The 24,192-nt window shown below is 70.7% G+C and carries 20 protein-coding genes; 12 read left to right on the top strand and 8 right to left on the bottom strand.

Translation table 11 applies throughout. From position 1 onward, the window contains the following. The first annotated feature begins 65 nt into the window (after positions 1 to 65). Positions 66 to 1,313, top strand: coding sequence for a hypothetical protein (locus tag EG812_RS14445; RefSeq protein ID WP_126711826.1), 1,248 nt, complete (start codon positions 66 to 68; stop codon positions 1,311 to 1,313). Between the two features lie 96 nt (positions 1,314 to 1,409). Further along, the gene (locus EG812_RS14440; protein WP_126711825.1) at positions 1,410 to 2,261 is read left to right on the top strand and encodes an alpha/beta fold hydrolase; all 852 of its coding nucleotides are present in this window, start codon (positions 1,410 to 1,412) and stop codon (positions 2,259 to 2,261) included. 54 nt (positions 2,262 to 2,315) lie between these two features. Here EG812_RS14440 and metG read toward each other — a convergent pair whose 3' ends face one another. Next, complete coding sequence (metG, locus tag EG812_RS14435) at positions 2,316 to 4,118, bottom strand: methionine--tRNA ligase (RefSeq protein ID WP_126711824.1); 1,803 nt, start codon at positions 4,116 to 4,118, stop codon at positions 2,316 to 2,318. Positions 4,119 to 4,268: 150 nt separating this feature from the next. On the opposite strand from metG, the gene EG812_RS14430 reads away from it, so the two are divergent. Further along, positions 4,269 to 5,195 carry a hypothetical protein gene (locus tag EG812_RS14430; protein WP_013731477.1) on the top strand — a complete coding sequence of 309 codons (927 nt, stop codon included), beginning with the start codon at positions 4,269 to 4,271 and terminating at the stop codon, positions 5,193 to 5,195. A gap of 61 nt (positions 5,196 to 5,256) precedes the next feature. On the opposite strand, the gene rsmI is transcribed toward EG812_RS14430, so the two are convergent. Next, complete coding sequence (rsmI, locus tag EG812_RS14425) at positions 5,257 to 6,126, bottom strand: 16S rRNA (cytidine(1402)-2'-O)-methyltransferase (protein WP_502697190.1); 870 nt, start codon at positions 6,124 to 6,126, stop codon at positions 5,257 to 5,259. Positions 6,127 to 6,192: 66 nt separating this feature from the next. On the opposite strand from rsmI, the gene EG812_RS14420 reads away from it, so the two are divergent. Continuing rightward, positions 6,193 to 7,890, top strand: coding sequence for a dolichyl-phosphate-mannose--protein mannosyltransferase (locus EG812_RS14420; protein WP_043722930.1), 1,698 nt, complete (start codon positions 6,193 to 6,195; stop codon positions 7,888 to 7,890). Positions 7,891 to 8,249: 359 nt separating this feature from the next. On the opposite strand, the gene EG812_RS14415 is transcribed toward EG812_RS14420, so the two are convergent. Next, positions 8,250 to 8,522: a hypothetical protein gene (locus tag EG812_RS14415; protein ID WP_013731474.1), complete on the bottom strand. Its 273-nt coding sequence runs from the start codon at positions 8,520 to 8,522 to the stop codon at positions 8,250 to 8,252. A 274-nt stretch (positions 8,523 to 8,796) separates the two neighbouring features. Here EG812_RS14415 and EG812_RS14410 point away from each other — a divergent pair, with 274 nt between their 5' ends. The 7 genes from EG812_RS14410 to EG812_RS14380 all read left to right on the top strand — a co-directional run bounded on the left by EG812_RS14410 (position 8,797) and on the right by EG812_RS14380 (position 16,800). Continuing rightward, the gene (locus EG812_RS14410) at positions 8,797 to 9,453 is read left to right on the top strand and encodes a 4'-phosphopantetheinyl transferase family protein (RefSeq protein WP_043722921.1); all 657 of its coding nucleotides are present in this window, start codon (positions 8,797 to 8,799) and stop codon (positions 9,451 to 9,453) included. 108 nt (positions 9,454 to 9,561) lie between these two features. Beyond that, positions 9,562 to 10,707 (top strand): hypothetical protein, encoded by a 1,146-nt coding sequence (locus EG812_RS14405; protein WP_126711822.1) that lies wholly within the window; start codon positions 9,562 to 9,564, stop codon positions 10,705 to 10,707. 48 nt (positions 10,708 to 10,755) lie between these two features. Next, positions 10,756 to 12,081 (top strand): VWA domain-containing protein, encoded by a 1,326-nt coding sequence (locus EG812_RS14400; protein WP_126711821.1) that lies wholly within the window; start codon positions 10,756 to 10,758, stop codon positions 12,079 to 12,081. Next, the gene (locus EG812_RS14395; protein ID WP_013731469.1) at positions 12,081 to 12,872 is read left to right on the top strand and encodes a peptidase; all 792 of its coding nucleotides are present in this window, start codon (positions 12,081 to 12,083) and stop codon (positions 12,870 to 12,872) included. The genes EG812_RS14400 and EG812_RS14395 overlap by 1 nt, the downstream gene beginning before the upstream one ends. A gap of 327 nt (positions 12,873 to 13,199) precedes the next feature. Then, positions 13,200 to 14,876: an extracellular solute-binding protein gene (locus EG812_RS14390; protein WP_013731468.1), complete on the top strand. Its 1,677-nt coding sequence runs from the start codon at positions 13,200 to 13,202 to the stop codon at positions 14,874 to 14,876. Continuing rightward, on the top strand, positions 14,876 to 15,880 hold the full coding sequence (locus EG812_RS14385; RefSeq protein ID WP_013731467.1) for an ABC transporter permease: 1,005 nt from the start codon (positions 14,876 to 14,878) through the stop codon (positions 15,878 to 15,880). The genes EG812_RS14390 and EG812_RS14385 overlap by 1 nt, the downstream gene beginning before the upstream one ends. Further along, a complete protein-coding gene (locus tag EG812_RS14380) occupies positions 15,877 to 16,800 on the top strand; it encodes a carbohydrate ABC transporter permease (protein ID WP_126711820.1) in 924 nt (307 codons plus the stop codon). The genes EG812_RS14385 and EG812_RS14380 overlap by 4 nt, the downstream gene beginning before the upstream one ends. A 4-nt stretch (positions 16,801 to 16,804) precedes the next feature. On the opposite strand, the gene EG812_RS14375 is transcribed toward EG812_RS14380, so the two are convergent. The 4 genes from EG812_RS14375 to EG812_RS14360 form a co-directional block, all read right to left on the bottom strand. Further along, the gene (locus EG812_RS14375) at positions 16,805 to 19,225 is read right to left on the bottom strand and encodes a DUF4132 domain-containing protein (protein ID WP_126711819.1); all 2,421 of its coding nucleotides are present in this window, start codon (positions 19,223 to 19,225) and stop codon (positions 16,805 to 16,807) included. A 4-nt stretch (positions 19,226 to 19,229) separates the two neighbouring features. Then, a complete protein-coding gene (locus EG812_RS14370) occupies positions 19,230 to 19,625 on the bottom strand; it encodes a hypothetical protein (protein ID WP_043719624.1) in 396 nt (131 codons plus the stop codon). A 37-nt stretch (positions 19,626 to 19,662) separates the two neighbouring features. Further along, a complete protein-coding gene (locus tag EG812_RS14365; RefSeq protein WP_233579485.1) occupies positions 19,663 to 21,108 on the bottom strand; it encodes a family 43 glycosylhydrolase in 1,446 nt (481 codons plus the stop codon). 163 nt (positions 21,109 to 21,271) lie between these two features. Beyond that, a complete protein-coding gene (locus EG812_RS14360) occupies positions 21,272 to 21,994 on the bottom strand; it encodes an SDR family oxidoreductase (protein ID WP_043722914.1) in 723 nt (240 codons plus the stop codon). A gap of 89 nt (positions 21,995 to 22,083) precedes the next feature. Between EG812_RS14360 and EG812_RS14355 the strand changes: the two genes are divergently transcribed. Beyond that, entirely contained in the window at positions 22,084 to 22,950 is an 867-nt protein-coding gene (locus EG812_RS14355) for a LysR family transcriptional regulator (protein ID WP_126711818.1), read from the top strand. On the opposite strand, the gene EG812_RS14350 is transcribed toward EG812_RS14355, so the two are convergent. After that, positions 22,951 to 24,192, bottom strand: coding sequence for an NAD(P)-binding domain-containing protein (locus EG812_RS14350; RefSeq protein ID WP_126711817.1), 1,242 nt, complete (start codon positions 24,190 to 24,192; stop codon positions 22,951 to 22,953).

The following is a 24,192-nucleotide window of genomic DNA, read 5'->3' as shown; positions in this document are numbered from 1 at the left end:
TTCACCTCGACTACGCCGGGCGGTCCTACCGTCGCGGGGGTGACCGCAGGAAGCGAGGTGAGGCCGTGAGCATCACCCCTCGCGCCGAGGGCGCGGCGCCGGAGCAGACCGGGCTGCGGGTGGCGTACGGCGGTGCCGTCTATCCCGCCGAGGAGATCGCCCGCGGTGCGGCGTACGAGTTGTTCAGCCCACACGAGGTGCCGGGTTTCCAGTGGGCGCCCCGACCGAACTCGGCGCTGCCGTGGCGGCGGTTCGTGCACGTCACCGAGGTCGGTGCGGTGCACTGCCCGACCGAGCCGGCGGAGGAGCCGGAGGCGCCGTTGCTGGTGCCGCTACACCGCGAGCGGGGTTGGTCGGAGGTGCACCGGCTCAGCCAGCAGCCGAACGCGGCGGATGATCCCCTGGTCCGGGCGGTTCGCGCGTCCGCGATCATCCGCCGGGGCACCCGGATGGTGAAGATCCTTTCCGCCCGGCAACTCGCCGGTCATGTCCGGGGCTGGTTGCCGCACGGGTTCTGTTACCGGGAGCACGATGTGGCGCACCTGCGTACTCCGGCGGCCACCTCGGTGTTGCGTACCGATGGCGGGGGTGGTGGGGACGCGGCGGAGGTGACGTACGCGCTGCGGTGGCGGGCGGCCGATCCGGGTGACTACGACGTGCCGGCCGGTGTGGCGTACCGGGGGTTGACCGCGCTGGGCGCCCGGGACCGGTTGGGGCCGGCGGTGCTCGGTACCGGTTTCGCGCCGAGCAGCAGTCAACTCGTTCCCGAGTTCGTCACCCGGGACTTCGCCGACCTGCCGATGCCGGCCAACGCGACCCTGTTGGCCTATCCGGCCGAGGGCATCGAGGTGGTGCTCTACGTCTACCAGGCCGAGCAGCGCGGCTGGCTGCGGATGGTGGGTCCGCAGTGGCGGCATCTGCTCGCCGCGGTGCCGGGGCTGTCGCCGGATCAGGAGTACGTGCCGACCGGTGCGGCGCCCTGGTCCACGCGGCTGGTCGGCACGTACGCCGGCGGGGAGTACGAGGCGGTGGCGGATCTGCCGGGCGGGTTCCGGGTGTTGGCGCTGACCCGGGCCGCCCGCTACCCGGTCGACGGGGTGTCCCGCCGGCTGCGGCAGGCAACCTGGCGCGGCGTGCCCTGTCTGGTGCTCGGCGAGGAGGCGGACTGGCTGCGGTTGCGGCTGCGGCATCCGAATCCGGACGCGGTGGCCGTGACCGGCGCGCAGTGCCACGAACGGGGTGTCTACGAGACCTGGGCGCCCGGCAACGAGGTCACCGACGACCGGGTGATCGATCATCCGTACGTCCTCTGACGAACCGGACACCGCCGTATGCGGCCGAGCCACGCATATCGGCCGGTGGCACGGGAATGCGCGGGCGACCATGTCGTCCGACCGCAGGAGAGTGAGATGCCCTTCATCACCGTCGGTACGGAGAACTCCGCGCCCATCGACCTGTACTACGAGGATCACGGTTCCGGTCAGCCGATCGTGCTGATCCACGGGTTCCCGTTCAACGGGGCGACCTGGGAGAAAATCTCCGGGCCGCTGCTCGCGGCCGGGTACCGGGTGATCACGTACGACCGACGTGGTTTCGGCAATTCGGCGCAGCCGGCCCTCGGGTACGACTACGACACCTTCACCGCCGATCTCGACGTGCTGATGACCGAACTCGACCTGCGTAACGCGATCCTGGTCGGCCATTCGATGGGCACCGGCGAGGTGACCCGCTACCTGGGCGCGTACGGCTCGGACCGGGTGGACCGGGCGGTGCTGCTGGCGCCCCTGGCGCCGTACCTGAAGCAGGCGCCGGACAACCCGGAGGGGGTCGACCCGAGCCTCTTCGAAGGCTTCAAGCAGGCGATCATCGACGACCGGTTCGCCTACCTCACCCAGTTCTGCAACAACTTCTTCAATTACGACGAGAACCGGGGCAAGCTGGTCAGCGAGGAGGCGTACCGGGCGCACTGGGAGATCGGCGCACGGGCCTCGGCGATCGGCACGCACGACTCCGTGGACGCCTGGGGCACCGATTTCCGCGGCGACGTGTCCCGCATCGACGTGCCGGTGCTGATCGTGCAGGGCGACAAGGACATGGTGTTGCCGTACCCGAAGACCGGCCAGCGGTTGCAGCCGATGCTGTCGGACAGCCGGCTGGTCACCCTCAAGGGCGCGCCGCACGGCACCCCGTGGACCAACGCCGACGACGTACTCCAGGCGATCATGGAGTTCATCGGGGCGCCGGCGATGGCCCGAGCCTGACCGCCCACGGACGCGGGCGCGACCCCGGTGCGGGGGTCGCGCCCGTCGCGCCGTTCAGCCGTCGAGCCGGTCCAGTTCCTCGTCCACGATCGAGGGGTCGAGCTTGCGGAAGATCGGCTTGGGCGCCGCGAGCGGTCGCCCCACCTCCAGGGGTACGGACTCCCACCGCGCGCCCTGCGTGTAGTCCCCGGTCAGCACCGGGTACGCCGGCCCGCCGTCGAGGTCCTCGACCTGCTCGATGACCGGCATCGGGGCGTGCACCCCGGTGCCGCCGAGCAGTTCGTGGACCTTCTGCGCAGAGTGCGGCAGGAACGGGGTGAGCAGCGTGTTGGCATCGCTGACCACCTGCAGGGCGACGTGCAGGATGGTGCCCATCCGGGGCTTGTCCGCCTCGTCCTTGAGCTTCCACGGCGCCTGGTCGGAGAGGTACTTGTTGGCCTCGGCGACCACCTTCATCGCCTCGCCGATGGCCTGCTTCTGCCGGTGCCGGGCGATCAGGTCACCGACCGTGGTGAAGCCGGCGCGGGCCACCGCGAGCAGCGCCTCGTCAGCCTCGGTGAGCCCGTTCGGGTCGACCGCCGGGATCTGGCCGAAGTTCTTCGCCGCCATCGAGATCGACCGGTTGACCAGGTTGCCCCAGCCGGCGACCAGTTCGTCGTTGTTGCGGCGGAGGAACTCGGCCCAGGTGAAGTCGGTGTCGTTGCTCTCCGGGCCGGCGACGGCGATGAAGTAGCGCAGCGCGTCGGCGTCGTAGCGTTCGAGGAAGTCCCGGACGTAGATGACCACCCGGCGGGAGGAGGAGAACTTGCGCCCCTCCATGGTCAGGAACTCGCTGGAAACCACCTCGGTGGGCAGGTTGAGTCGCCCCAACTGCCCCGGCTCGCCGTCCCGGCTGCCCTCGCCGGAGTAGCCGGCGAGCAGGGCCGGCCAGATGACCGAGTGGAAGACGATGTTGTCCTTGCCCATGAAGTAGTACGCCTGGGCGTCCTTCCCGGCCCCGTCGGTGGACCACCACCTGCGCCAGGCTTCCGGGTCGCCGGAGCGGCGGGCCCACTCGATGGAGGCGGAGAGGTAGCCGATCACCGCGTCGAACCAGACGTAGATCCGCTTGTCGGTGCGCTCCCGCCAGTCGTCGAGCGGGATCGGTACGCCCCATTCCAGGTCGCGGGTGATGGCCCGGGGCTGGAGGTCGTCCAGCAGGTTCTTGGAGAACCGCAGCACGTTGGGACGCCAGCCTTCCCGGGTGTCCAGCCACTGCCGGAGCACGTCGGCCAGGGCCGGCAGGTCGAGGAAGAAGTGCTCGGTCTCGACGAACTTGGGCGTCTCGCCGTTGATCTTCGACTTGGGGTCGATCAGGTCGATCGGGTCGAGCTGGTTGCCGCAGTTGTCGCACTGGTCGCCGCGGGCGCTGCCGTAGCCGCAGATCGGGCAGGTGCCCTCGATGTACCGGTCGGGCAGGGTCCGGCCGGTGGACGGGGAGATCGCCCCCATCGTGGTCTTCGGCACGATGTAGCCGTTGCGGTACATCCCCTCGAACAACTCCTGCACCACGGCGTAGTGGTTGCGGGTGGTGGTGCGGGTGAACAGGTCGTAGGAGAGGCCGAGGCCGTGCAGGTCCTCCACGATCACCCGGTTGTACCGGTCGGCGAGTTCCCGCGGGGTCAGCCCCTCGGCGTCGGCCTGCACCTGGATCGGCGTGCCGTGCTCGTCGGTGCCGGAGACCATGAGCACGTCGTGGCCGGCCATCCGCATGTACCGGGAGAAGACGTCGGAGGGAACGCCGAAACCGGAGACGTGGCCGATATGGCGCGGGCCGTTGGCGTACGGCCAGGCCACTGCCGCGAGAACGTGACTCATGACGAGCAAGCCTAGTGACCCGTCGAGGGTGGCCGCGAACCAATAGGGGTGCCGGGTCGATGAAGCGGACCACTTCGACCCGACCACTCGTCCGATTTGTCGCCGACACGCTGCCTGAGCTGCCCTCTGTGACTGTTCTGCCGGTGTCAAATGAACCGCGTGACTGGCAGCAGAGCCGCCCGCGACCACGACGACGGCCTTCCCACGGACGCCCGGCCCGATCCGGGCACGGCCCCGCGTACTCCGTGGTCGGAGGTGGCGGCGGCCGCGCGTACGTCTGCGGTGGCACCGCAACCCCGGACGGTGCCGCCCGACGGCGCGACGTCCACCGACCCCGCGCCGCCCGGGGTGGAGGTGGAACCCACCACCGGGGCACCTGTCGACGCGCTGCCGCGTCGGGTGCCGTTGCGGGCCGCCGGGCGCCGGGGCCGCCGGACCGACGACGGTACGGAGGAGGTGTTCTGGGCGCCGATCGAGCAGGTGCACTGGGACGGCACCCCGGTACGGCAGGACGCGTCGGGTGCCACCCGCGCCTGGTGGCGACCCACCTGGCGGCTGCGGCGTGACCGGAAGCGGTCCAGCCGTCCGCCGGACCCGCTGGCCGGGTTGGCCGCGCTTGTCGGGTTGAGTCTGGCCACGGCCTTCTTCGCCTGGGTCAGCGCCGGCCCGCTCTGGCTCGCGGTCGGGCATGCCACCTCGGGCAGCGTGGTGGTGACCGACTGCACCGGCGGCGGCCTGTCCCAGCGGTGCCGGGGCAACTTCGCCGCTGCCGAGGATCGGTTCCGCAGCTACGGCATCCGGGTCAGCGGGGTGCCCGAGCGGCGGGCCACCGCGGGCGCGGTGCTGCCCGCCCGGGTCACCGGCCCGAACGCCGACATCGCGTACGCCGACCGGGGGATCGGTGCCCACCTGCGCTGGCTGCTCGGCCTGCTGGGGGTGCTGGGCTGCGCCGCCGGCATCGCCCGATGGACCGGTGCCACCCGGTTCTCCGATCCGGGTGACCGACGCTGGGCGGTCGCCGCCGCGTTCGCCGGCCCACTGGTGATCACCCTCGGCTTCCTCGTCGCCGCCTGGTGAAATTTCGCCCCGTTAACAGGGGGCCCTTCCTATACCTGAGGCGTTAACAGGGGGCCCTTCCTTACACCTGGTGCACGACTGTGTAGACGTCGCGCCGGCGCAGGCCGAAGGTGCTCGCCACCTCGGTGATCGCATCGCGGCGGGTCAGGCCGGCGGCTTCCCGGTCGGCCACCGCGGCGCGCAGCGTGTCGTCGTCGGGGCGGGTCGCGGGTGTCGTTGGGGCACCGGCCACCACGAGGGTGATCTCGCCACGCGGGTCGCCGTCGGCCGCCCACCGGGCCAGCTCCCCCAGCGGGCGGCGCACCACCTCCTCGTACGTCTTGGTCAGCTCCCGGCACAGCGCGGCGGGCCGGTCGGCGCCGAACGTGTCGGCCAGGTCGGCGAGGGCGGCGGTGATCCGGTGCGGTGCCTCGAAGATGACAAGGGTCCGTTCCTCGTCGGCCAGGGCACGCAGCCGGGACCGACGACTGCTCGGACTGCGGGGCAGGAACCCTTCGAAGCAGAACCGGTCGGAGGGCAGCCCGGACAGCGCCAGCGCGGTCGTCACCGCGCTCGGTCCGGGTGCGGCGGTGACCGGGATCCCGGCCTCCAGGGCGGCCCGGACCAGCCGGTAACCGGGATCGGAGACGCTCGGCATCCCACCGTCGGTGACCAGGGCGACGACCCTTCCGGCGGTCAGTTCGTCGACCAGTTCGGGGGTACGGCGCTCCTCGTTGCCCTCGAAGTAGGAGATGATCCGCCCGGCGACCGTCACGTCCAGGTCGCGGGCCAGTCGGCCCAGTCGGCGGGTGTCCTCGGCGGCGACCACGTCGGCGGTGGCGAGCACGTCGCGCAGGCGGGCGGAGGCGTCGGCGGGGTTGCCGAGGGGTGCCCCGAGCAGAATCAGGCGCCCCAGGTCGGACATTTCACCCACGTTTACGCGCTCCTTCATCGACGGTCGTACCGGATTCGGGGACGATGTACGCCACCGACCCCGTTGGCAGCCTACGATCGCCGGGTGACGAGTGCGTCGACAGCACACAGTGCGAGCGCCGACCAGCCGCAGCCGGATGCCGGATCCGCCACGACCGGTTCGACCGATCGGACCGACAGCGGCGTACCGGCGATGGTCCGTCGCCGGCTGGCCACCGTCGAGACCCGGTTGGACAGCCGGTCATGGCTGGCCACGGCGGTGGTGGTGGCGATCGCGGCGATCCTCAGGTTCGCCAACCTCAGCCACCCGCCGGGCAAGATCTTCGACGAGATCTACTACGCGCGGGACGCCTGGGCCCTGGTCGACAAGGGCGTGGAGTGGAACTACAAGGACGGCGGACCGTCGTACGTGGTCCACCCACCGCTCGGCAAGTGGTTGATCGGCCTGGGCGAGTGGGCCTTCGGCTACTCCGACGCCGAGCACGGCATCTCGGTGCCCGGCCAGCTGTTCACCACCGCGCCCGAGTTCGGCTGGCGCTTCTCGGCGGCGCTCATCGGCACCCTGTCGGTGCTGCTGCTGATCCGCATCGGCCGCCGCCTGTTCGGCTCCACGGTGCTCGGCTGCGCCGCCGGTCTGCTGCTCGCGGTCGACGGGTACCACCTGGTGTTGTCGCGTACCGCGTTGCTCGACATCTTCCTGCTCTTCTTCGTGCTCGCCGCGTTCGGCGCGCTGGTGCTGGACCGGGACGCCACCCGCCGACGGTGGGCCCGGGCGCTGGAGGCCGGGCTCGACCCGACCCTGCGGGGCCGCGCCGGCCGACCGCCGGGTGGCTGGCGGAACTGGCCCTGGTGGCGGCTGGCGACCGGGGTGCTGCTCGGCTGCGCCTTCGCGGTGAAGTGGAGCGCGCTGTTCTTCGTGCCGGTGTTCGCCCTGCTGATGCTGCTCTGGGATGTCGGTGCCCGCCGCTCGGCCGGGGTGCCGCGGCCCTGGCGGGCCACCATGCTCGACGGTTTTCCCTGGATGGTGCTCGCCGGTGTGCTGATGGCGGTCACCTACGTGGTCAGCTGGTCGGGCTGGCTGCTCAGCAATGAGGGCTACTACCGGCTCGCCGAGCGCTATCCGCAGGCCGGGCTCAGTGACACCCCGATCATCGGCCCGCTGTGGAACCTGGTGCAGTACCACCAGGCCGCGTTGGGCTTCCACAGCCAGCTCGACGACCCGCACAAGTACCAGTCCTGGCCGTGGCAGTGGCTGCTGCTGGGCCGGCCGGTCGCGTTCCACTGGGTGCAGCCCCAGGGCGGCTGCGGGGCAGCAGCGGGTTGCGCCGAGGAGATCCTGCTGCTCGGTACGCCGCTGCTGTGGTGGTCGTTCCTACCGGCGCTGGTGGCGCTGATCTGGCTGGGTCTGGCCCGGCGGGACTGGCGGGCCGGCGCGATCCTGCTCCTCGTGGCCGCCGCGCTGCTGCCCTGGTTCTGGTTCGCCCTCGACGGGCGGACGATGTTCTTCTTCTACGCCGCGCCGGCCGTGCCGTTCCTCGTGCTGGCGGTGGTCTACGTGCTGGGTGCGATCGCGTCGCCGGCCGGAATGAGCGGGACTCTGCCTGTCGACGGCGCGGACGCCGAGGCGAGCCGAGATCGCCGGATGATCGGCGCGGTGATCGCCGGGGCCTACGTGGCACTGGTGGTGATCTGCTTCGCGTACTTCTATCCGATCTTCGTGGGCCTGAACATCCCGTACGCCGAGTGGTCGGCGCGGATGTGGCTGGGCGATCGCTGGATCTGACCGCGTGAGCGGAGTCCCGGCCCGTTCCGGGACTCCCGGCGTGGACCCCGTTCGCCGCCACCGGCACGAAAGGCCCTACGCAAAAAGGCCTACACGTCTGTCGTGTAGGCCTTTTTGCAGTCGTCCGATGCCCTCAGGGCTTGAGGAGGCAGGTTTGCCCTGAGCAGGAAATAGGACGCGCCCCGATCGCCTGCCACGGGGGAAGCGGGCGATTGGGGCGCGCACCAGCAGCTTAACCACCCATGACCAGCGGCACAACGGGGCGGCACGGGTCAGTTTTCCGACGAGACGGCGATGGCGCCCCAAACTCCCCGCGGTGACCGGTGCCTTACTGATCACACCGGCGTGGCGATCAACTCTCAGAACCGTCTGGGGCGGCGGGGCAACCAACCGAGGAACCGGTCCTGCAGGGAGGTCGACCCGGACAGGTGCAGGTCCTCGGCGGCGGCGGCCAGACAGGCACCCAGGTAGACGCTGAGCATCGCGCGATCGGTCAGGTACTCGGAGAGCAGCCGGTCCCGCTTCTGCTCACACGGCCATTGCGCGCCACAGGTGCCGCACGTCCAGTCGGGTGTCAGTGGAGCGTGCTCGTCCGGCACCACCGCAACCGCGCCGGTGTCCGCCTGCGTCACCCCGACATCCGAGCGATCCGCAACACCCGTCATCGCGCTCCCTTCCGCCTCGCCTCGGACAGCAGGCGAACCCGCTGTCGATCATCGACCGCAACCGTGATCCCCGCGCAGAACGAACAGCGCCCGGGAACGCTGCGGCGTTACATCGTTGCGGTACGTTCACGAGCCATGGCCGTCACCACCCACCACAACCGCTGCCCGCACCCGATCGACGAATCAGCGCCCGCCGATGCTACCGGGCTCACGGGTCGGACTCTGCGATCGGGAGTCAACGGTGCGTGACCTGTTGCCCCCGACCGTCGCGGTGGCGGTCGCCGAGCCTGCTGACTGGACCGGCGAGCTGTACGCCGTCGAGGCGGCCTGCCTCGGCGAACGGGCGGTGGACAGCCGCCGCCGCGACTTCACCGCCGGCCGGGTCTGTGCCCGTCGGGCCATGGCCATGCTGGGCCTGCCCGCCGTCGCCGTCCCCGCCGGCCCGGACCGGTCGCCGGTCTGGCCGCCGGGCACCGTCGGCACCATCACCCACACCAAGGGCTACTGCGCCGCCGCGGTGGGACGCACCAGCGAGATTCGGGCGGTCGGCATGGACGCCGAGCAGCACCGAGTGCTCGGTGCGGAGGTGAGCCGGCTGATCTGCCTGCCCGAGGAGGAGGAGCAACACGACAGGTTGCCCTCCGGCGTCGCCTGGTCGACTGTGGTGTTCAGCGCCAAGGAGACCGTCTACAAGATCTGGCATCCGATCGTCGGCGACTGGCTCGGCTTTCACGACGCGCTGGTGGAGTTGGACCCGGCCACCGCGACGTTCATCGCCCGAATCGCACCGGCCCGGATCGACGCCGCCGGGTCCGCCGACCCGCCCTCGGTGATCACCGGACGCTTCGCGGTGGACGCGAATCTGGTCCGCACCGCTGCCGTCCTGGCGCCGCGGTAGGGCTCCGCCCGGCAACACCGATCGGACGATGACGGTGGCCGATCGGTGTTGCCGGTACGCGGTAGCGTCAGGCGGTTCACGTCCGGTATCAGGTGCCCGAGGAGTACGGTGAGCTACCCCCAGCCCCCAGGTGGACCGCAGGACCCCTACCAACCCCAGCCCAGCGACCCGTGGGCACCACCGCCTGCGGCCGGGTCGACGGACGGCGCGCCGCAGGACGGCACCTGGTCGCCTCCCCCACCGGCCGAGCCGGGCGGCTCGTGGTCGGCTCCGCAGCCGCCGAGCAGCGCCCCGCCGGCCCCGCCGGTGTCCGGCACGCCGCATCCCACGTCGGGCGCCCCGCAGCCCACCTCGGGCACGCCGCATCCCGCCTCCGGCCCCCCGCAGCCCACCTCGGGCACGCCGTACCCGCCGGCCGGCCCGCTCCCGCCCAGCGGTCCCTTCCCGCCGGGCCCCGGCTACCCGGCCGGACCGTACGCGCCGGGCGGCGCCTATCCGCCGGCCGACCCGAAGCAGGCCGGCGGCGGCTACCCGCCGCCCGGTGGTTATCCGCCGCCCGGTGGCTATCCGCCCGGTGGCGCCTACCCGGCCGGTGGTTATCCGCCGGGCTCCGCTGCGCCGATGCCCACCAGCGGCGGCAGCGGCAGCAGGACCACGCTGATCGTGGTGATCACGGTGGTGGTCCTCGCGCTGCTCTGCTGCGCCGGCGGCGTCGTCGCACTGATCGCCGGGATGAACCGGACCGCCGATGAGATCGCCGAGGCGATACCGACTCCCCCGGTCACCGCCCCGAGGACTCCGGACGCCCCGCCCCCGGACGGTGGGATCCCACCGGTCTTCTCGGAGGAGGAGGGCGAGACGTTCAACATGCGGCCCGGCGACACGCTGGTCGCGAGCGACAACAGCGGCACGATCGAGATCACCGTGACGCGGTTCCGTACCGTGACCGAAAGTTGCCGTTCCTTCGCGCCCGCCCCGCAGAAGGGACGATTCCTGATCGCCGAGGTGAACGCCAGGGTCACCAAGGGCACCGCGTCGATCAACCCGTTCTACTTCCAGTGGCGGGCCGCCGACGGCAGCACCGTCAACGGGCTGGTGGGCGCGATCTACGGCTGCGGCGATCCGCTCAACGCCGGCAACGGTCTGCCCGCCGGCACCACGCGTTCCGGCCGGGTCGTCTTCGACGTCACCGACACCAATGGCGTCCTGGAGTACCTCCACCAGTTCGAGATCGCCGGCTCCTGGAAGCCGTAGTCGGGAGACCACCGAGGGAAACCGGGCGCACCGGGGCGTTTGTCCTCAATGGACGTCGCTACACTCCGGCCAGTGATCAACAAAAAATGGTCGTCAGTGGTCCTTTTGGGACTGCTGACGACAACCACGCTGGCCGGCGCATTGCCGGCATCCGCCGACGACACGGCAGAACCCGTCACCGAGCCGCCTCGCGTCCAACTCGTGCTGGACGTGAGCGGCTCGATGCGGGCCACCGACATCGACGGGCGCAGCCGCATCTCAGTGGCCCAGCAGGCGTTCGGCGAGGTGGTGGACGCGCTGCCGGACGAGACCCAGCTGGGCATCCGGGTGCTCGGGGCCACCTACCGGGGTGAGGACAAGCAGCAGGGCTGCCTGGACACCCAACAGATCGTGCCGGTCGGGCCGGTGAACCGGGAACGCGCCAAGGCTGCCGTGGCCACGTTGCGTCCGACCGGCTTCACCCCGGTCGGGCTCGCCCTGCGGGAGGCCGCCAAGGACCTGGGCGGAGGCACCACCGCCCGACGCATCGTGCTGATCACCGACGGCGAGGACACCTGCGCCCCGCCGGACCCGTGCCAGGTGGCGCGGGAACTGGCAGCCCAGGGCACCACGTTGGTGGTGGACACGCTCGGGTTGGCGCCCGACGAGAAGGTCCGCCGGCAACTGCTCTGCATCGCCGCCGCCACCGGCGGGACCTACACGGCCGCGACCAGCGCGGAGGATCTCACCGGCCGGCTCAAGCAACTGGTGGATCGGGCCCGCGACACGTACGCGACCACGCCGGCGAAGGTGGCCGGGGCGGATGTCTGCCAGGGGGCGCCGCTGTTGGCGCCGGGCGTCTACACCGACCGGGAGACCTTCTCCGAGCACCGGTGGTACCGGGTGCCGGTCCGGCCGGACCAGGAGCTACGCGCCTCGGTCAGCGTGGCGATGGACCGCCCGGTCAACCCGGACTACGGCGTACTGCTGCGGGCCACCGCGTCCGACGGCCGGGAACTGGTCCGTGGCGTGGACGCGGGCAGTGGGCGTACCGACGTGGTGTCGGCCGGACTGCGCTGGTCGGCCGGGGCGGACGACGACGAGCAGTCGCGCACCGGGGACGCCACCCCGACGCCGACGGCCTCGGCGACTGCCGTCACCACGGTCTGCCTGGTGGTCAGCAACATGTTCTCGCCCAGGGCCGGGACCGAGAAGGAACCCGGCATGCCTGTCGAGTTGACAGTCGACGTGGTGGCCGCCTCTCCCACCCCGGACGGGCCCGATCTGGGCCGGGGTTGGGTGCTGCTGCTCCTGCTGACCCTGGCCGGTCTGCTCACCGGGCTCGTCACCGGTCTGCTCACCCGCTGGTGGGTGGCCACCTGGAGGGAGAAGTGATGCGTACCCGATCGGCGATCCTGACCGCCCTGGTGGCCGGCGGTGTCGCGCTGACACCGGCCACGGTGCTGGCCGCGCCCACCCCGACCCCCTCGCCCGGCTCCACCACCCTGACCAAGGCCGGCACCTCGTTCCTGAGCGCCACGCCGGTCGCGGCCGGTCAGCCGGTCCGGGTCGGTGCCTCCACCGGCGAATACCTCTACTGGTCGTTCACGGCGGGCGCGGGCGAGATCCACGAGATCAACGCCACCGTGTCGCTGGCCGAGGACCGGCGCGGCAGCTCGACCTGGGCGGTGGAGGTCTTCGACGGGCTGCGTCGCCGGCAGGCGTGCACGGCCGGTGCGCAGACGCCGACGGCCGACGCCTCGGTGTCCACCGTGGCCATCGGCTGCACGCTGCGCCGGGTACGGCCGTGGGCGGAGCCGTGGTCCGTCGACCCGCTGCCCGGCACCTACTACGTCCGGTTGACCGTGGTCGACGTCCCCGAACGCGACCTCGGCCTGCCGATCGACGTGGACCTGCTGATCTCCGCCAGCGGGGACGCGGGCAGCGCGCCCGAGGACGGCAGGCTGGAAGCGCCGCTGGTGCCACCGGCCAACGCCGGCAAGCTGCTGGAGGCCGTGCCGACGGCACCCACGCAGGACGAGGAGAGCGACGGCTGGAATCTCGACCTCACCGGCTGGCTGCCGGAGGCCGGCTCCCGGTGGATCTGGACCACGGCCGGTGGGGTGTTGGCCGCCGTCGCCGGGGTGGTCGGCTTCGCGCTGACCCGCCGTCCCGCCACCCGGTGAACCACCTGGCCTCCAGGTGAGTCGCACCTCCGGGTGAGCCGCCGCCGGCAGGTCGCGTCGGGTGCCGAGACGTGACCTGCCGGCGGTTCACGCCGAGTCCGTTCCGGACAGCGGGAAGCGCCGCAGGACGGTGCAGGTGTCCCTGTCGATGATCGACCTCTGTGGAACTGCCAGTGAATGGCCCCGCACGCTGCGCAGCTGGCCGCAAGCCGCGCGCCGGGTCGCCTCTTGTTCAGGCGCATGGACGTCTATTAGTTTGTTTACCATCCAGACGAACTCTCACCCGAGCGAGCCTGCTCGCCCTCAGCCCTTCTCGAAGGGAGACCGATGACCCGGCACAACCCCGGCGTGCCGACCTCGCGCCGTAGCTTTCTCAGTCTGTTCGGCCTCGGCGCGGTCGCCGTCGCCGGTGGTCCCCTGCTCAGCGGTTGTTCCGAGGCACCCGCCGGCAGCGGTGCCGCGCAGAACCTCGGCGCCTTCGGCCACCTGTTGCCCGCGCACAAGGGCCTGACGGGAAGCATCGCTCCCGACATCGCCGGAATCCGGCCGGTCCCCGACGGCTACGTCAAGTACCCGAGCAGCCTGGTCGACCTGATCACCGAGAAGCCGGGCACCAGCGGCAAGGAGATCACCGCGATGACCCCGGCGTGGGGTCCCGCGCCGCCCGGGATCGGCCAGAGCGCCTACCTGCAGGCGGTCAACGACGAGCTGGGCGTACCGGTGAACTTCACCATCCAGGACGGCAACACGTACGCCGACAAGCTCAACGCCATGCTCGGCGCCCGGGACGTGCCGGATCTGCTCTGCGTGCCGAGCTGGGAGGTGGACAAGATCCCGCGGTTCGCCGAGGCGATCAGCGTGCTGTTCGAGGATCTGACCGACCACCTCAAGGGCAACGCCGTCGAGGCGTACCCGATGTTGGCCACCTTCCCGACCGAAGCCTGGCGGCACTCCGTCTGGAACGAGCGGCTGGCCGCCGTGCCGAACCCGACCGACGGGCCGTTCGCCTGGGTCATGTTCACCCGCAAGGACGTGCTGGACGCCCGCGGCCTGGCCATCCCCACCTCGCTGGACGACCTGCTCGCCATCGCCAAGCAGGTCACCGACCCGGCGCGGAAGGTGTGGGCGTTCAACGACGTCTTCCCGATGATCCAGATGTACCACAAGGTGCCGGGCGCCAAGCAGGGCTGGCGGTTGCGCTCCGACGGCACGCCCGAGTTCAAGTACGAGACCCCGGAGTTCCGCCAGGCCCTGGAGGTCATGGCGAAGGTCTACCAGGACGGCCTGGTCCACCCGGACATCGTGGCCAGCCGGGGCGCCGACGCCAAGCAACTGTTCGCCAAGGGCGGCAACATCGTCTTCATGCAGGACGGTTTCGGTTTCTGGCAGGGCGGTCAGGCCGAGCACCAGAAGGCCAACAAGGCGCTGAACATCCAGCCGGTGCCGAACTTCTCCGCCACCGGTGGCGACCCGCTGGTCTGGGGTAGCGACCAGCCGATCTCCTACACCTTCGTCAAGAAGGGCCTCGGCGAGGAGCGCGTCAAGGAACTGCTGCGGGTGATCAACTGGTGCTCCGCGCCGCTGGGAAGCCAGGAGGCCCAGCTGCGTGACTTCGGCGTCGAGGGCAGGCACCACACCCGTACGCCGAACGGGCCGGTCAAGACCGACCTGGCCTTCAAGGAGATCAACAACCAGTACTTCTTCATCAGTGGTCGCAACCCGACCATCGGCCCGTTCGCGGACACCCCGAACTACGTGCGGGACGCGCTGGCCTACTCCAACGCCACGGTCGGATACCTGGAGAAGGACCCGTGGGCCGGCGTGAAACTGGAGATGCCGGCCGCCTTCAAGGCCAACCAGGTGCCGACGGAGGACAAGTTCACCGACGTGCTGCGCGGCCGCCGGCCGCTGTCCGACGTGGACTCCATCCTGCAGGAGTGGAAGGCCGCCGGCGGGGAGGCGGCGCGGCAGCTGCTCGCCGACTCACTGCCCAAGGCTGACTGATGACCGTCCGCGAGGTCACCGCCGAGGCCGGGTCCGACCAGACCCGGCCCGGCGGGGCCGCCCCTCGGCGCAGACGCCTACCGTTGCGCACCCGCCTGCGCCGGGACTGGCAGCTGCTCGCCATGGTCGCGCCGGGCTTCGTCATCCTGCTGATCTTCAGCTATCTGCCGATCCTCGGTAACGTCATCGCCTTCCAGGACTACAACCCGTACGTCGGCAGCAATCCGCTGGACGCCTTCGTGCAGAGCAACTGGATCGGCTTCGGGCAGTTCCAGCTCCTGTTCGCCGATCCGGCGTTCTGGCACGCGTTCCGCAACACCCTGGCGATCACCGCGTTCCAGCTGGTCTTCTTCTTCCCGCTGCCGATCCTGCTGGCGATCGTGCTGCACAGCCTGCTCTCCAGCCGACTGCGCGGCTTCATCCAGACCGTCGTCTACCTGCCGCACTTCTTCAGCTGGGTACTGGTGGTCAGCTTCTTCGTCGCCATGTTCGGCGGTGCCGGCCTGCTCGCCCAGACCATGCGCGAGGCCGGGATGGAACCGTGGAACGTGATGACCAACCCGGACACGTTCATCATCCTGGTCACCGCCGAGGCGGTCTGGAAGGACGTCGGCTGGGGCACGATCGTCTTCCTCGCCGCCCTGTCCACCATCGACCAGAACCTGTACGAGGCGGCAGCAGCCGACGGTGCGGGCCGGTGGCGGCGGCTGTGGCACATCACCCTGCCCGGCCTACGTCCGGTGATCGTGTTGCTGCTCATCCTGCGCCTCGGTGACGCGCTCTCGGTCGGCTTCGAGCAGTTCCTGCTGCAACGCGACGCCGTCGGCCGGCAGGCCTCCGAGGTGCTGGACACCTTCGTCTACCACTTCTCCATCGCCACCGGGAACTACGGCTACGGCGCCGCCGCCGGTCTGTTCAAGGCCGCTGTCGGGCTCTGCCTGATCCTGGCCGCCAACAAGGTCGCACACATGCTCGGCGAACGAGGGATCTACTCACGATCATGACCGCCACCTTCCTCCGGAAGTCACCCGGAACCCGCCCCCGACGCCCACCGTGGGAGGAGCCGCCCAGCCCGCTCGGTCAGGGCGCCAAGGCCGTGCTGCTCAGCCTGCTGGTGCTCAGCGTGCTGTTCCCGCTCTGGGTGATCCTGGTGACCAGCCTGTCGTCTCGGGAGACGATCGCCCGGGCCGGTGGCCTCGTGGTCGTGCCCAGGGGAATCGACACCTCCGCCTACGAGACGATCTTCGCGGGCGGCGCGGTCACCCGGGCGTTGTGGATCAGCACCCTGGTCACCGTCATCGGCACCGCCCTGGCGTTGACGGTGACCGTGCTCGCCGCGTACGGGCTGTCCCGGCCCCGCTCGCTCGGCTACCGCTGGCTGCTCGCGTACTTCCTGTTGCCGTTCTTGATCTATCCGCCGCTGGTGCCGAAGTATCTGGTGGTGACCGGGCTTGGGCTCAAGGACACCATCTGGGCGCTGATCCTGCCGCCCGCGATCAGCGTCTTCAACCTGGTCGTCGTCCGGGGCTTCTTCCAGGGCATTCCGTCCGAACTCGTGGACAGCGCCCGCATCGACGGAGCCAGCGACTTCCGCACCCTGACCCAGATCGTGCTGCCACTGGCCCGGGCGGTCATCGCCGTGGTCGGGCTGTTCTACGCGGTCAGCTACTGGAACGTCTGGTTCGACGCGCTGTTGTTCATCGACCGCAACGACATGTACCCGATCCAGCGGGTGTTGCAGAGCTACCTGCTGGCCGGGCAGGCACCGAACACCTCCGGTGCGGCAATCGGTGCCACGATGCCACCTACCGAGGCCATCAAGATGGCCGTAGTCGTGCTCACCGTGGCACCGATCGTCGCGGTCTACCCGTTCATCCAGCGGCACTTCGTCAAGGGCGTCCTGATCGGCGCCATCAAGGGCTGACCGGTCAGGCGAGCCTGATCTGCCGGAGGATCGTCGGATCGGTGATCTCGGCATCCTTGGCCAACAGCATCGCCTTGCTGAGGATGACGGCGAGCGTGTTGTCACCCTCGAACGGCAGGAACTGCTGCTCGCCGAGCCGACCCGCGCCGCGGTCGGGCACGATGCACAGGTAGGTGTCGTTCGGGCTCATCAGGATATTGCCCGACCCCAGGTGGATCCGGTAGGTGCGCAGGTCACCGTCGACCATTAAGAACCGGCCGTCGATGCGAGCCCGCTGCCCCACCGCGAGCCGGGGCAGCAGCCGGGCCAGCAGGTCGCGGCGGGTCTCGGCCGTCGCGGACAACTCCCCGAAGCTGTACGACGACCAGTAGTCCCGGAATCGGCCCTGCGGGCCGCCGTCGGACCAGGTCGGATCGTTGCCGACGCTGGCCACCCCGACGAACAGGTCGACGTCGCGCATGATCTCGCTGAACACCAGCGGCGGGATCTGGTCGAGCGGCAACGGGTCACCGGGCCGGGCGTCCGTCCACTGCGCCGACGAGTAGCCGCCACCGGAGGCGTGTGACCAGTTCTGTGCGGCGGCGATCGGGTAGAAGCGCACCTGATCGGTGACGAGACGCAGGTACGACCCGCTCTCGGTGGTGTCGACGTCGTAGTCGTCGCCGATCCCCTCCACCCAGTACTCGGCGCGCAGGCCCCAGCCGGGCAGTTCCCGGGAGGTCGGCGGGTACGAGTCGTCGACCATCAGCCGGAGCCGGTCGGTCCAGCCCCGGATCGCAGCCAGCGCGTGGAACTGATGCTGTCGCAGGATGTGCCCGGCGAACCGGTTGGAGTAGGTGCCGGTGGCCTCCTCGGCCGGGGTGAGCAGGTAGACCTCCCGGTGTGCCTGCTTGAACGGCTGGACGACCCGATGCCGTTCCAGCCACTCCCGCCAGCCGACCACCTCCGGCACCGGCCGACCGATCGGATGCCAGATCCGCACCTGCGCCTCGTCGGCGGCACTGACCGGGGTGTCGTCCACCGTGCGCAGCGCGCCGTCGGCCCACCCGCACGGCACCCCGTCGACAAGCCAGAGCAACCGGCGAGCCAGCACGCCGACCAGCGGATGATCCAGGTAACGCTGCCGCCACCCGCCGAAGGTCCAGGTGCGTTGGGCCAGGAACAACCCGTCCAACCGGGCCGTCTGCGCGGCCAGCATCCCGCTGACCTCCTTGGCCAGGCCCTTCAGCTCGGCCAGTTGCGCCGGGTGGTCCCGGCGCACCGAGGCCGGCGGGCTCTTCACCTGACGGCCGGACTCGTTGAACCAGGCCAGGGTGACGCTGGTGCCGGCGATCAGCAGCTCGGCCCGGCAGCCGCCGAGGGTCATCCCGTGCCGACCCACCTCGGTCAGGCCGTAATCCGGGACGGCCAACTCCTCGATCTCGTCCCGCCCGATACCCATCGCCGCCGCACGGGCGTCGAGCGCCTTGTCGATCTCTTTGCGGGTGCCCTTGTAGGTGACCCGGGTCGACAGTCGGGCGAGCTGCGCCAGTGCCGCCTCCCCGTCGAGGCGGCCGAGCACCCCGACCGCCGCGTTTGCCACCTTCGGGCAGGCCGGGCCGATGCCGGGCAGCCGCCGCAGCATCGCCTCGACCAGGCCGCCGACCAGGCGTACCTGCTCGGGGGCCGGGCCGGTGCGCTCGACCAGCCAGAGCAGCCCCCGCAGCAGGTCCGCGTTGATGAAGGCCGGCTGGCGCTGCGGCGTCCGTGCGGCGGCGGTCAGCCACCGGTCGAGAACCTGCCGGGCCTCGGTCGGGTCGACCGCGGTGAGCAGTCGGGTCGCCGCCGTCGACCAGCTGGCAGCGGGTCGGGGCGTCGTCGCGGTGCTGGCATGGGCGACCAGCCGCTGCCAGACCGGGTCGAGGGTCGGCAGCTCGGTGAGGATCTGCTCGGCCCACGGGTCGGCCGGGTCGAGCTGCGGCCCGGCCAGCTCGGCGATCAACTGCCGCAGCCGTTGACTCTCGTCGGACCGGTCGACGAGCACCGCCACCAACTCGCCGGAGAGCGGACCGGTGGCGAGCAGGCTCCGGGCCACCGTCTCCAGCGCGGTCGGCGACAACGAGTACGGCTCCTGCACGGCGTACGCGGCAAGATCCTCTAGCTGCTCGGGTGCCAGGTCGGTGGGGAGCCTGCGGGACAACTGCCCGATCAGGTCCCGCACCGGCCAGGTCCGGACCGGGTCGTGTCTCACCAGGGCGGCCATGGCCTGCACCAGCCGGGCCACGTCTGCGCGGGACAGTAACCGCAGCGCAGCGCGTACCTCCGGGTCGTCCCGGCAGAACCGGGCATGCGTGTAGAGGTGGTCGGCCAGCGCGGTCAGGTCGTTCGCGGCGACCAGGTCACGGGCGCGGGTGGCGAGCCCGACGGTGTCGGTGGTGGTGGTCATCGGCTCAGCCACCGACCAGCGCGACGAGCTTGAGGAAGGTGACCTCGGTGTCGCGGCGCAGGTCGACCTCCTCGTCCAACTCCTCCACCTGACGGTCCCCGACCAGCACCACGAAACCGTTACGCCCGAAGGCCTCCTCGGCCAGGGCAACCTGCCGCGCGGCGTCGACCCGGCGACGCTCCCCCTGCTCCCGGCCGCCGTTGAGCACCCGTTCCGTCGAGGTGGGCTGCACCAGCAGCCGCCGCGGTGCCGGGGTGGCCGCGTTGTACTCGGCCACCTCCTGGTGGATCCGCCGGCGGATGAGCTCGCGCAGCGTCAGCCGCTCCTCGAAGATCTGCAAGGCCCAAGCCGGGGTACGAGCACCAGCCGTGCTCTCATCCACAAAGGTCACCGTCGCCATGCCGCGGGAGTTTAGGCACGGCCCCCGACAACTCCGGTCAGTCCAACGCGAAGGTGGCCGAGGCCCGCCCGGCCGCGTCCGGTACGGCCTCCAGGTAGAGCAGCCCGTCGCGGTGTCGCACGTACTGGCCGGGGAAGTTCACCGATTCCAGCGACACCTTCGCCGCATCCGCCAGTCCGGCTCGACGGGTGAAGGTGGCGTCCTGCCGGAACAGGTTGGAGCCGTCGTTGCGCTCCACCCAGAGTTGGTGGTTGCGGTGCCGCAGGTAGTAGCCGGGATAGTTGGTCGACTCCAGCGAGATCGCCCCGGAGTTGGACAGGCCGGTGACGATCCGGAACTGCGAGTCGGCCAGGTTCGTCACGTTCGGCTCCAACCGGACCCGGAACTCCCAGTGCCGCAGGTAGCGGTCCGGCTGGTCGTGGGCGCGCAGCCGGACCGGGGTGGCGCCGTCGGGCACCGGCACCCCGAAGTTCGGCGTACCGTCGGTGTTCCAGTAGACCCGCTGGATCCGGGTACGCCGGTTCGGGTCGCTCAGCGGGTCGTAGCCGTTGCCGAGGTACCGCTCGTAGTTGCGGGAGTGGTAGACGATCACGTCGCTGCCGTCCTCGGCGACGGTGAAGGAGTTGTGGCCGGGCCCCCACTGGCCGGTCCGGGCGTCGCTGGCCAGCACCGGCGTGGCCCGTTTGCTCCAGGACGCCGGGTTGAGCAGGTCGCTGCCGGCCGAGGCGGTGAGCAGTCCGACGGCGTAGCTGGCGTCGGTGGCGCTCGCCGAATAGGTCATGAAGACCCGGCCGTTGCGGATCAGCACCGCCGGTCCCTCGTTCACCCGGTAACCCCGGGTCTCCCAGGCGTACGTGGGGGTGGCGACCAGGGTCGGGGTGCCTGCGTACGTCCACGGGTTGACCGCGCGGGCCAGGTAGATGTTCGAGTTGCTGCCGGCGTACTCGGCCCAGGCCAGATAGCGCTGTCCGTTGTGGACGAAAGTGGTCGCGTCGAGGGAGAAGCTGCTGCGTGCCGGCTGGAGTTGCCCCCGCTCGACCCACGGCCCGTCAAGCGGATTCGCCGCACTGCTCTCCAGCACGTACGGCCGGATGGCCCAGATGTCGTCGGTCCGCCCGGCGGCGAAGTAGACGTACCACCGGCCGTCGATGTAGTGGATCTCCGGCGCCCAGATGTGCGCGCCCATCTCGCCACTGCCGTGCTTACGCCAGATCACCCGCTCGGGTGCGGTGGCCAGCCCCTGCAACGTGCTGGCCCGACGCAACACGATCCGGTCGTACTCGGGCGCCGTCGCGGTGAAGTAGTAGTAACCGTCGGTGTGCCGGTAGATGTGCGGGTCGGCCCGCTGCTCGGCCAGCGGATTGCTGAAAACGACGGCGGCAGCCCGCGCCGGCCCCACCACCCCCACCACCGCACCAACACCCGCCACCACCACGGCGGCGACCACGGCGGCCACCCTCCCCCCGAGCAACCCCACTCGCATGCCCGCCTCCCCATCACCCGCCCGACACCACTACCGAATTGATAGCGTTCACATCTATCGCCGTCAACATACTGCCACCCGCATCGCCCCGGCGATCAAGAGGTTCTGGTCTCCGACGGCGCGATCGGAGACCAAAACCTCTTGATCAACCAGAGGGGTGGGATTACCAGGGGATGGGGCCGGTGTCGTTGAAGAACCTGCCGGTGGGGCCGTTGTCGGGGAGGGTGGCCAGGCGGATGGGGGTTGCTGCGGCCTCCTGGGGCGGTCGGCCGTGGAAGCCGGTGAAGTCGGTCGCGACCAGGCCGGGGCAGGCGGCGTTGATGAGGATTTTCGTACCGGCGAACTGCCGCGCGTAGTGCACGGTGATGGCATTGAGGAACGACTTCGTCGGCGAGTAGGCGGCCATGATCGGGCCGACGTCGATCGTCGGGTCCGACTGCCAGGTCAAGGAGCCGACGCTGCTGGAGATGTTGACGATTCGCGGGGAGGCGGAGCGGCGCAGGAGCGGCAGCATCGCGTTCGTCACCCGGATCACGCCGTAGACGTTCGTGTCCACCACCGCGCGGACGACATCGAGGTCGAGCATCGTCGGGTCCTGCACCCAACCCGGTCCCGTCTCCCCGGAGATGCCGGCGTTGTTGACCAGGACGTCGAGGCGGTCGATCAGTGCCGCCGCCTCGGCAACGCTCCGGTCGCTCGTCACGTCCAGCGGTACGGCGAACGCGTCCACTCCGGCGGCGAGCAACTTCGCCACCGCCGCCTCGCCCCGGGCGCGGTCCCGGGCCCCCACCACCACCCGGTAGCCGCGTGCGCCCAGCCCTGCCGCGATCTCGTATCCGAGTCCCTTGTTCGCGCCGGTGACCAGCGCGGTCTTCGTGTCGCTCATGACGCCGATGGTGGCTCGGCGGTCGGTGGCTCCGTTACACCGAAGCGGTGCGCTGTCATACCCGGCCGGTATCACCGCAGTATCGTCGGATGGTGGATACGCTGGAGACCCGCGAGCTGAGGTACTTCGTCGCGGTCGCCGAGGAACTGCACTTCAGCCGGGCGGCCCAGCGCCTCGGCATCGCTCAGCCGCCCCTGTCCCGGGCGATCGCACAACTCGAACGGCGTCTCGGTGTGACCCTGTTCGAACGCGACCGTCGGGGTGTCACCCTCACCGGCGCGGGTCAGGTGCTGCTCGACGAGGCCCGTGCCATCCTCGACGCGACCACCGCCGCCGCGCGCCGTACCCGACGGGCTGCCTCCGCCCCGAACCGGCTGGCGCTGGCGACGAAGGCCGGCGCAAATCACGAGCTGTTGCGGAAGCTTCTTGACGCCCACGCGGCCCAGCCGGGCGCGGCCGAGGTCGACGTGCTGTTGTGCGGCATGGGCGACCAGGCGCGGATGCTACGTGACGGCCGCGCCGACGCCGCCCTCATGCAGCGCCCCTTCGACGACCTCGCCGGATTCGACACCGAGGACCTGCTCACCGAGCAACAGGTCGCCATCCTGCCCGCCGGGCATCCCCTCGCCGCGCGTACGTCGCTGACCATGGCCGAGATCGGTGACATACCGGATCTTCCGGTCGCCCGCTGGCCTCGACAGGACGGCAGCTACGAGCCCGGCCCCGGCCCCGAGATCCACGATCAGGCGCAACTGGCCCAGCTGATCGCCCTCGGTCGCGCCATGGCCGTCCTCTGCGCGTCGTCCCGGTCGTGGCTGTGGAACGCGCACGCCGCCGTCCCCCTGACCGACTCGCCGCACGTCACCACCGTGCTCGCCTGGCCGTCGCACAGCCGTTCCCGGGCCGTCGCCGGGCTCGTCCGCACGGCAGCCCGACAGGTTCCGCCGGCCGGTTGATCAGATTGCCGGCGCCGGGAGGTTCTTCGCCAGATGGTCGACCACGGCGCAAGCGTCGTCCTCGATGCCACTGATGAAGGTGGATCGGCGTCGCCGCAGCAGCGGCAGGCCCAGGGCGTACAGGCCGGGGCTGTCGAGCACGCCCCCTTCGTGGCGCAGCCGCCCCTTCTCGTCGACCACCGGCACGTCGAGCCACCGGTAGTCGGGGCGGAACCCGGTCGCCCAGACGATCGTGCCCACCTCACCGCCGCGCAGGTCCAGACGCAGCCGGGTCGAGGCGGCGACCGCCGTCGGCGTGAACTCCTCCGGCGGCCCGACCTCGGCGTCGTGGCCGGTGGTCCGGGCCCACTCGTCGAAGCCGGCCAGCAGGCGTCGCATCTTGAGGTCGGCGAGCGAACAGACGTTGCGCAGCCCGCCGGAGAACAGCGCCGTGCCGTCGCGTACGGCGGCCAGCCGGCCGACAAGTTCGACGCCGAGCGCGGTGAGCGCGTTGAGGTCGAGGGTGCTGCGCTCCGGGGTGCCGACGAGTTGCGGCGACGGCAGGCGGCGGGCCCGAGTGAGGTCGTCGACCTCGTCGTACCGCTGGTCCCACACGCCCGAGGCGTCCATCCACCACAGCACGTCGCGTCCCCGGTACACGCGTGGCAGCCGCACGTGCTCGCCCGTCGCCAGGATCACCTGCCGGCCGGAGCGTTGCAGCTCGGCCGCGAGTTGCACACCGGTCGCCGACCCGCCCACCACCAGTACGCCGCCCTCGGCGACCTGATCCGGGCCCCGGTAGTCGAAGGGTGTCAGCTGCGCGACGGTGGTCGGCACCTGGGCGCTGATCGCGGGCACCGTCGGCACGTTGCAGGCGCCGCTGGCGAGGACCACCGCCTGGCAGCGCAGGTCACCCCGGCTGGTGGCGAGCAGATACCCGTCGCCGTCGCGCCGCAACGACTCGACGTTCGTGCCGGTACGCACCGGCGCGGCCGAGACGGCGGCGTACTGCTCGATGAACTCGACCACCTCGCCCATCGTCAGGTACCCGTCCGGGTCCGGCCCCTGGTAGCGGTGGCCGGGCAGCCGGTTCAGCCAGTTGGGGGTGAGCAGTCTCAGGGAGTCCCACCGCTCGTGCCGCCACGAGTTGGCGATCTCCCCGCGTTCGAGCACGACATGGTCGATCGCCCGGTCGCTGAGGAAGTGGCTCGCCGCCAGGCCGGCGTGCCCGGCCCCGACGACGACCGTGGTGACGTGCTCGAT

Origin of the sequence: Verrucosispora sp. FIM060022 (assembly GCF_003977705.1) — a bacterium.
Taxonomy (GTDB): Bacteria; Actinomycetota; Actinomycetes; order Mycobacteriales; family Micromonosporaceae; genus Micromonospora; species Micromonospora gifhornensis.
This window is presented reverse-complemented; position numbering and strand designations above follow the sequence as displayed.

Coding starts and splice junctions, on each gene's coding strand:
- EG812_RS14355 (WP_126711818.1), top strand. CDS start 22,084: ATGGTGGATACGCTGGAGACCCGCGAGCTGAGGTACTTCGTCGCGGTC.
- EG812_RS14375 (WP_126711819.1), bottom strand. CDS start 19,225: ATGACCACCACCACCGACACCGTCGGGCTCGCCACCCGCGCCCGTGAC.
- metG (WP_126711824.1), bottom strand. CDS start 4,118: ATGAGTCACGTTCTCGCGGCAGTGGCCTGGCCGTACGCCAACGGCCCG.
- EG812_RS14385 (WP_013731467.1), top strand. CDS start 14,876: ATGACCGTCCGCGAGGTCACCGCCGAGGCCGGGTCCGACCAGACCCGG.
- EG812_RS14400 (WP_126711821.1), top strand. CDS start 10,756: ATGGACGTCGCTACACTCCGGCCAGTGATCAACAAAAAATGGTCGTCA.
- EG812_RS14390 (WP_013731468.1), top strand. CDS start 13,200: ATGACCCGGCACAACCCCGGCGTGCCGACCTCGCGCCGTAGCTTTCTC.
- EG812_RS14365 (WP_233579485.1), bottom strand. CDS start 21,108: ATGCGAGTGGGGTTGCTCGGGGGGAGGGTGGCCGCCGTGGTCGCCGCC.
- EG812_RS14380 (WP_126711820.1), top strand. CDS start 15,877: ATGACCGCCACCTTCCTCCGGAAGTCACCCGGAACCCGCCCCCGACGC.
- EG812_RS14440 (WP_126711825.1), top strand. CDS start 1,410: ATGCCCTTCATCACCGTCGGTACGGAGAACTCCGCGCCCATCGACCTG.
- EG812_RS14360 (WP_043722914.1), bottom strand. CDS start 21,994: ATGAGCGACACGAAGACCGCGCTGGTCACCGGCGCGAACAAGGGACTC.
- EG812_RS14395 (WP_013731469.1), top strand. CDS start 12,081: ATGCGTACCCGATCGGCGATCCTGACCGCCCTGGTGGCCGGCGGTGTC.
- EG812_RS14430 (WP_013731477.1), top strand. CDS start 4,269: ATGAACCGCGTGACTGGCAGCAGAGCCGCCCGCGACCACGACGACGGC.
- rsmI (WP_502697190.1), bottom strand. CDS start 6,126: ATGAAGGAGCGCGTAAACGTGGGTGAAATGTCCGACCTGGGGCGCCTG.
- EG812_RS14370 (WP_043719624.1), bottom strand. CDS start 19,625: ATGGCGACGGTGACCTTTGTGGATGAGAGCACGGCTGGTGCTCGTACC.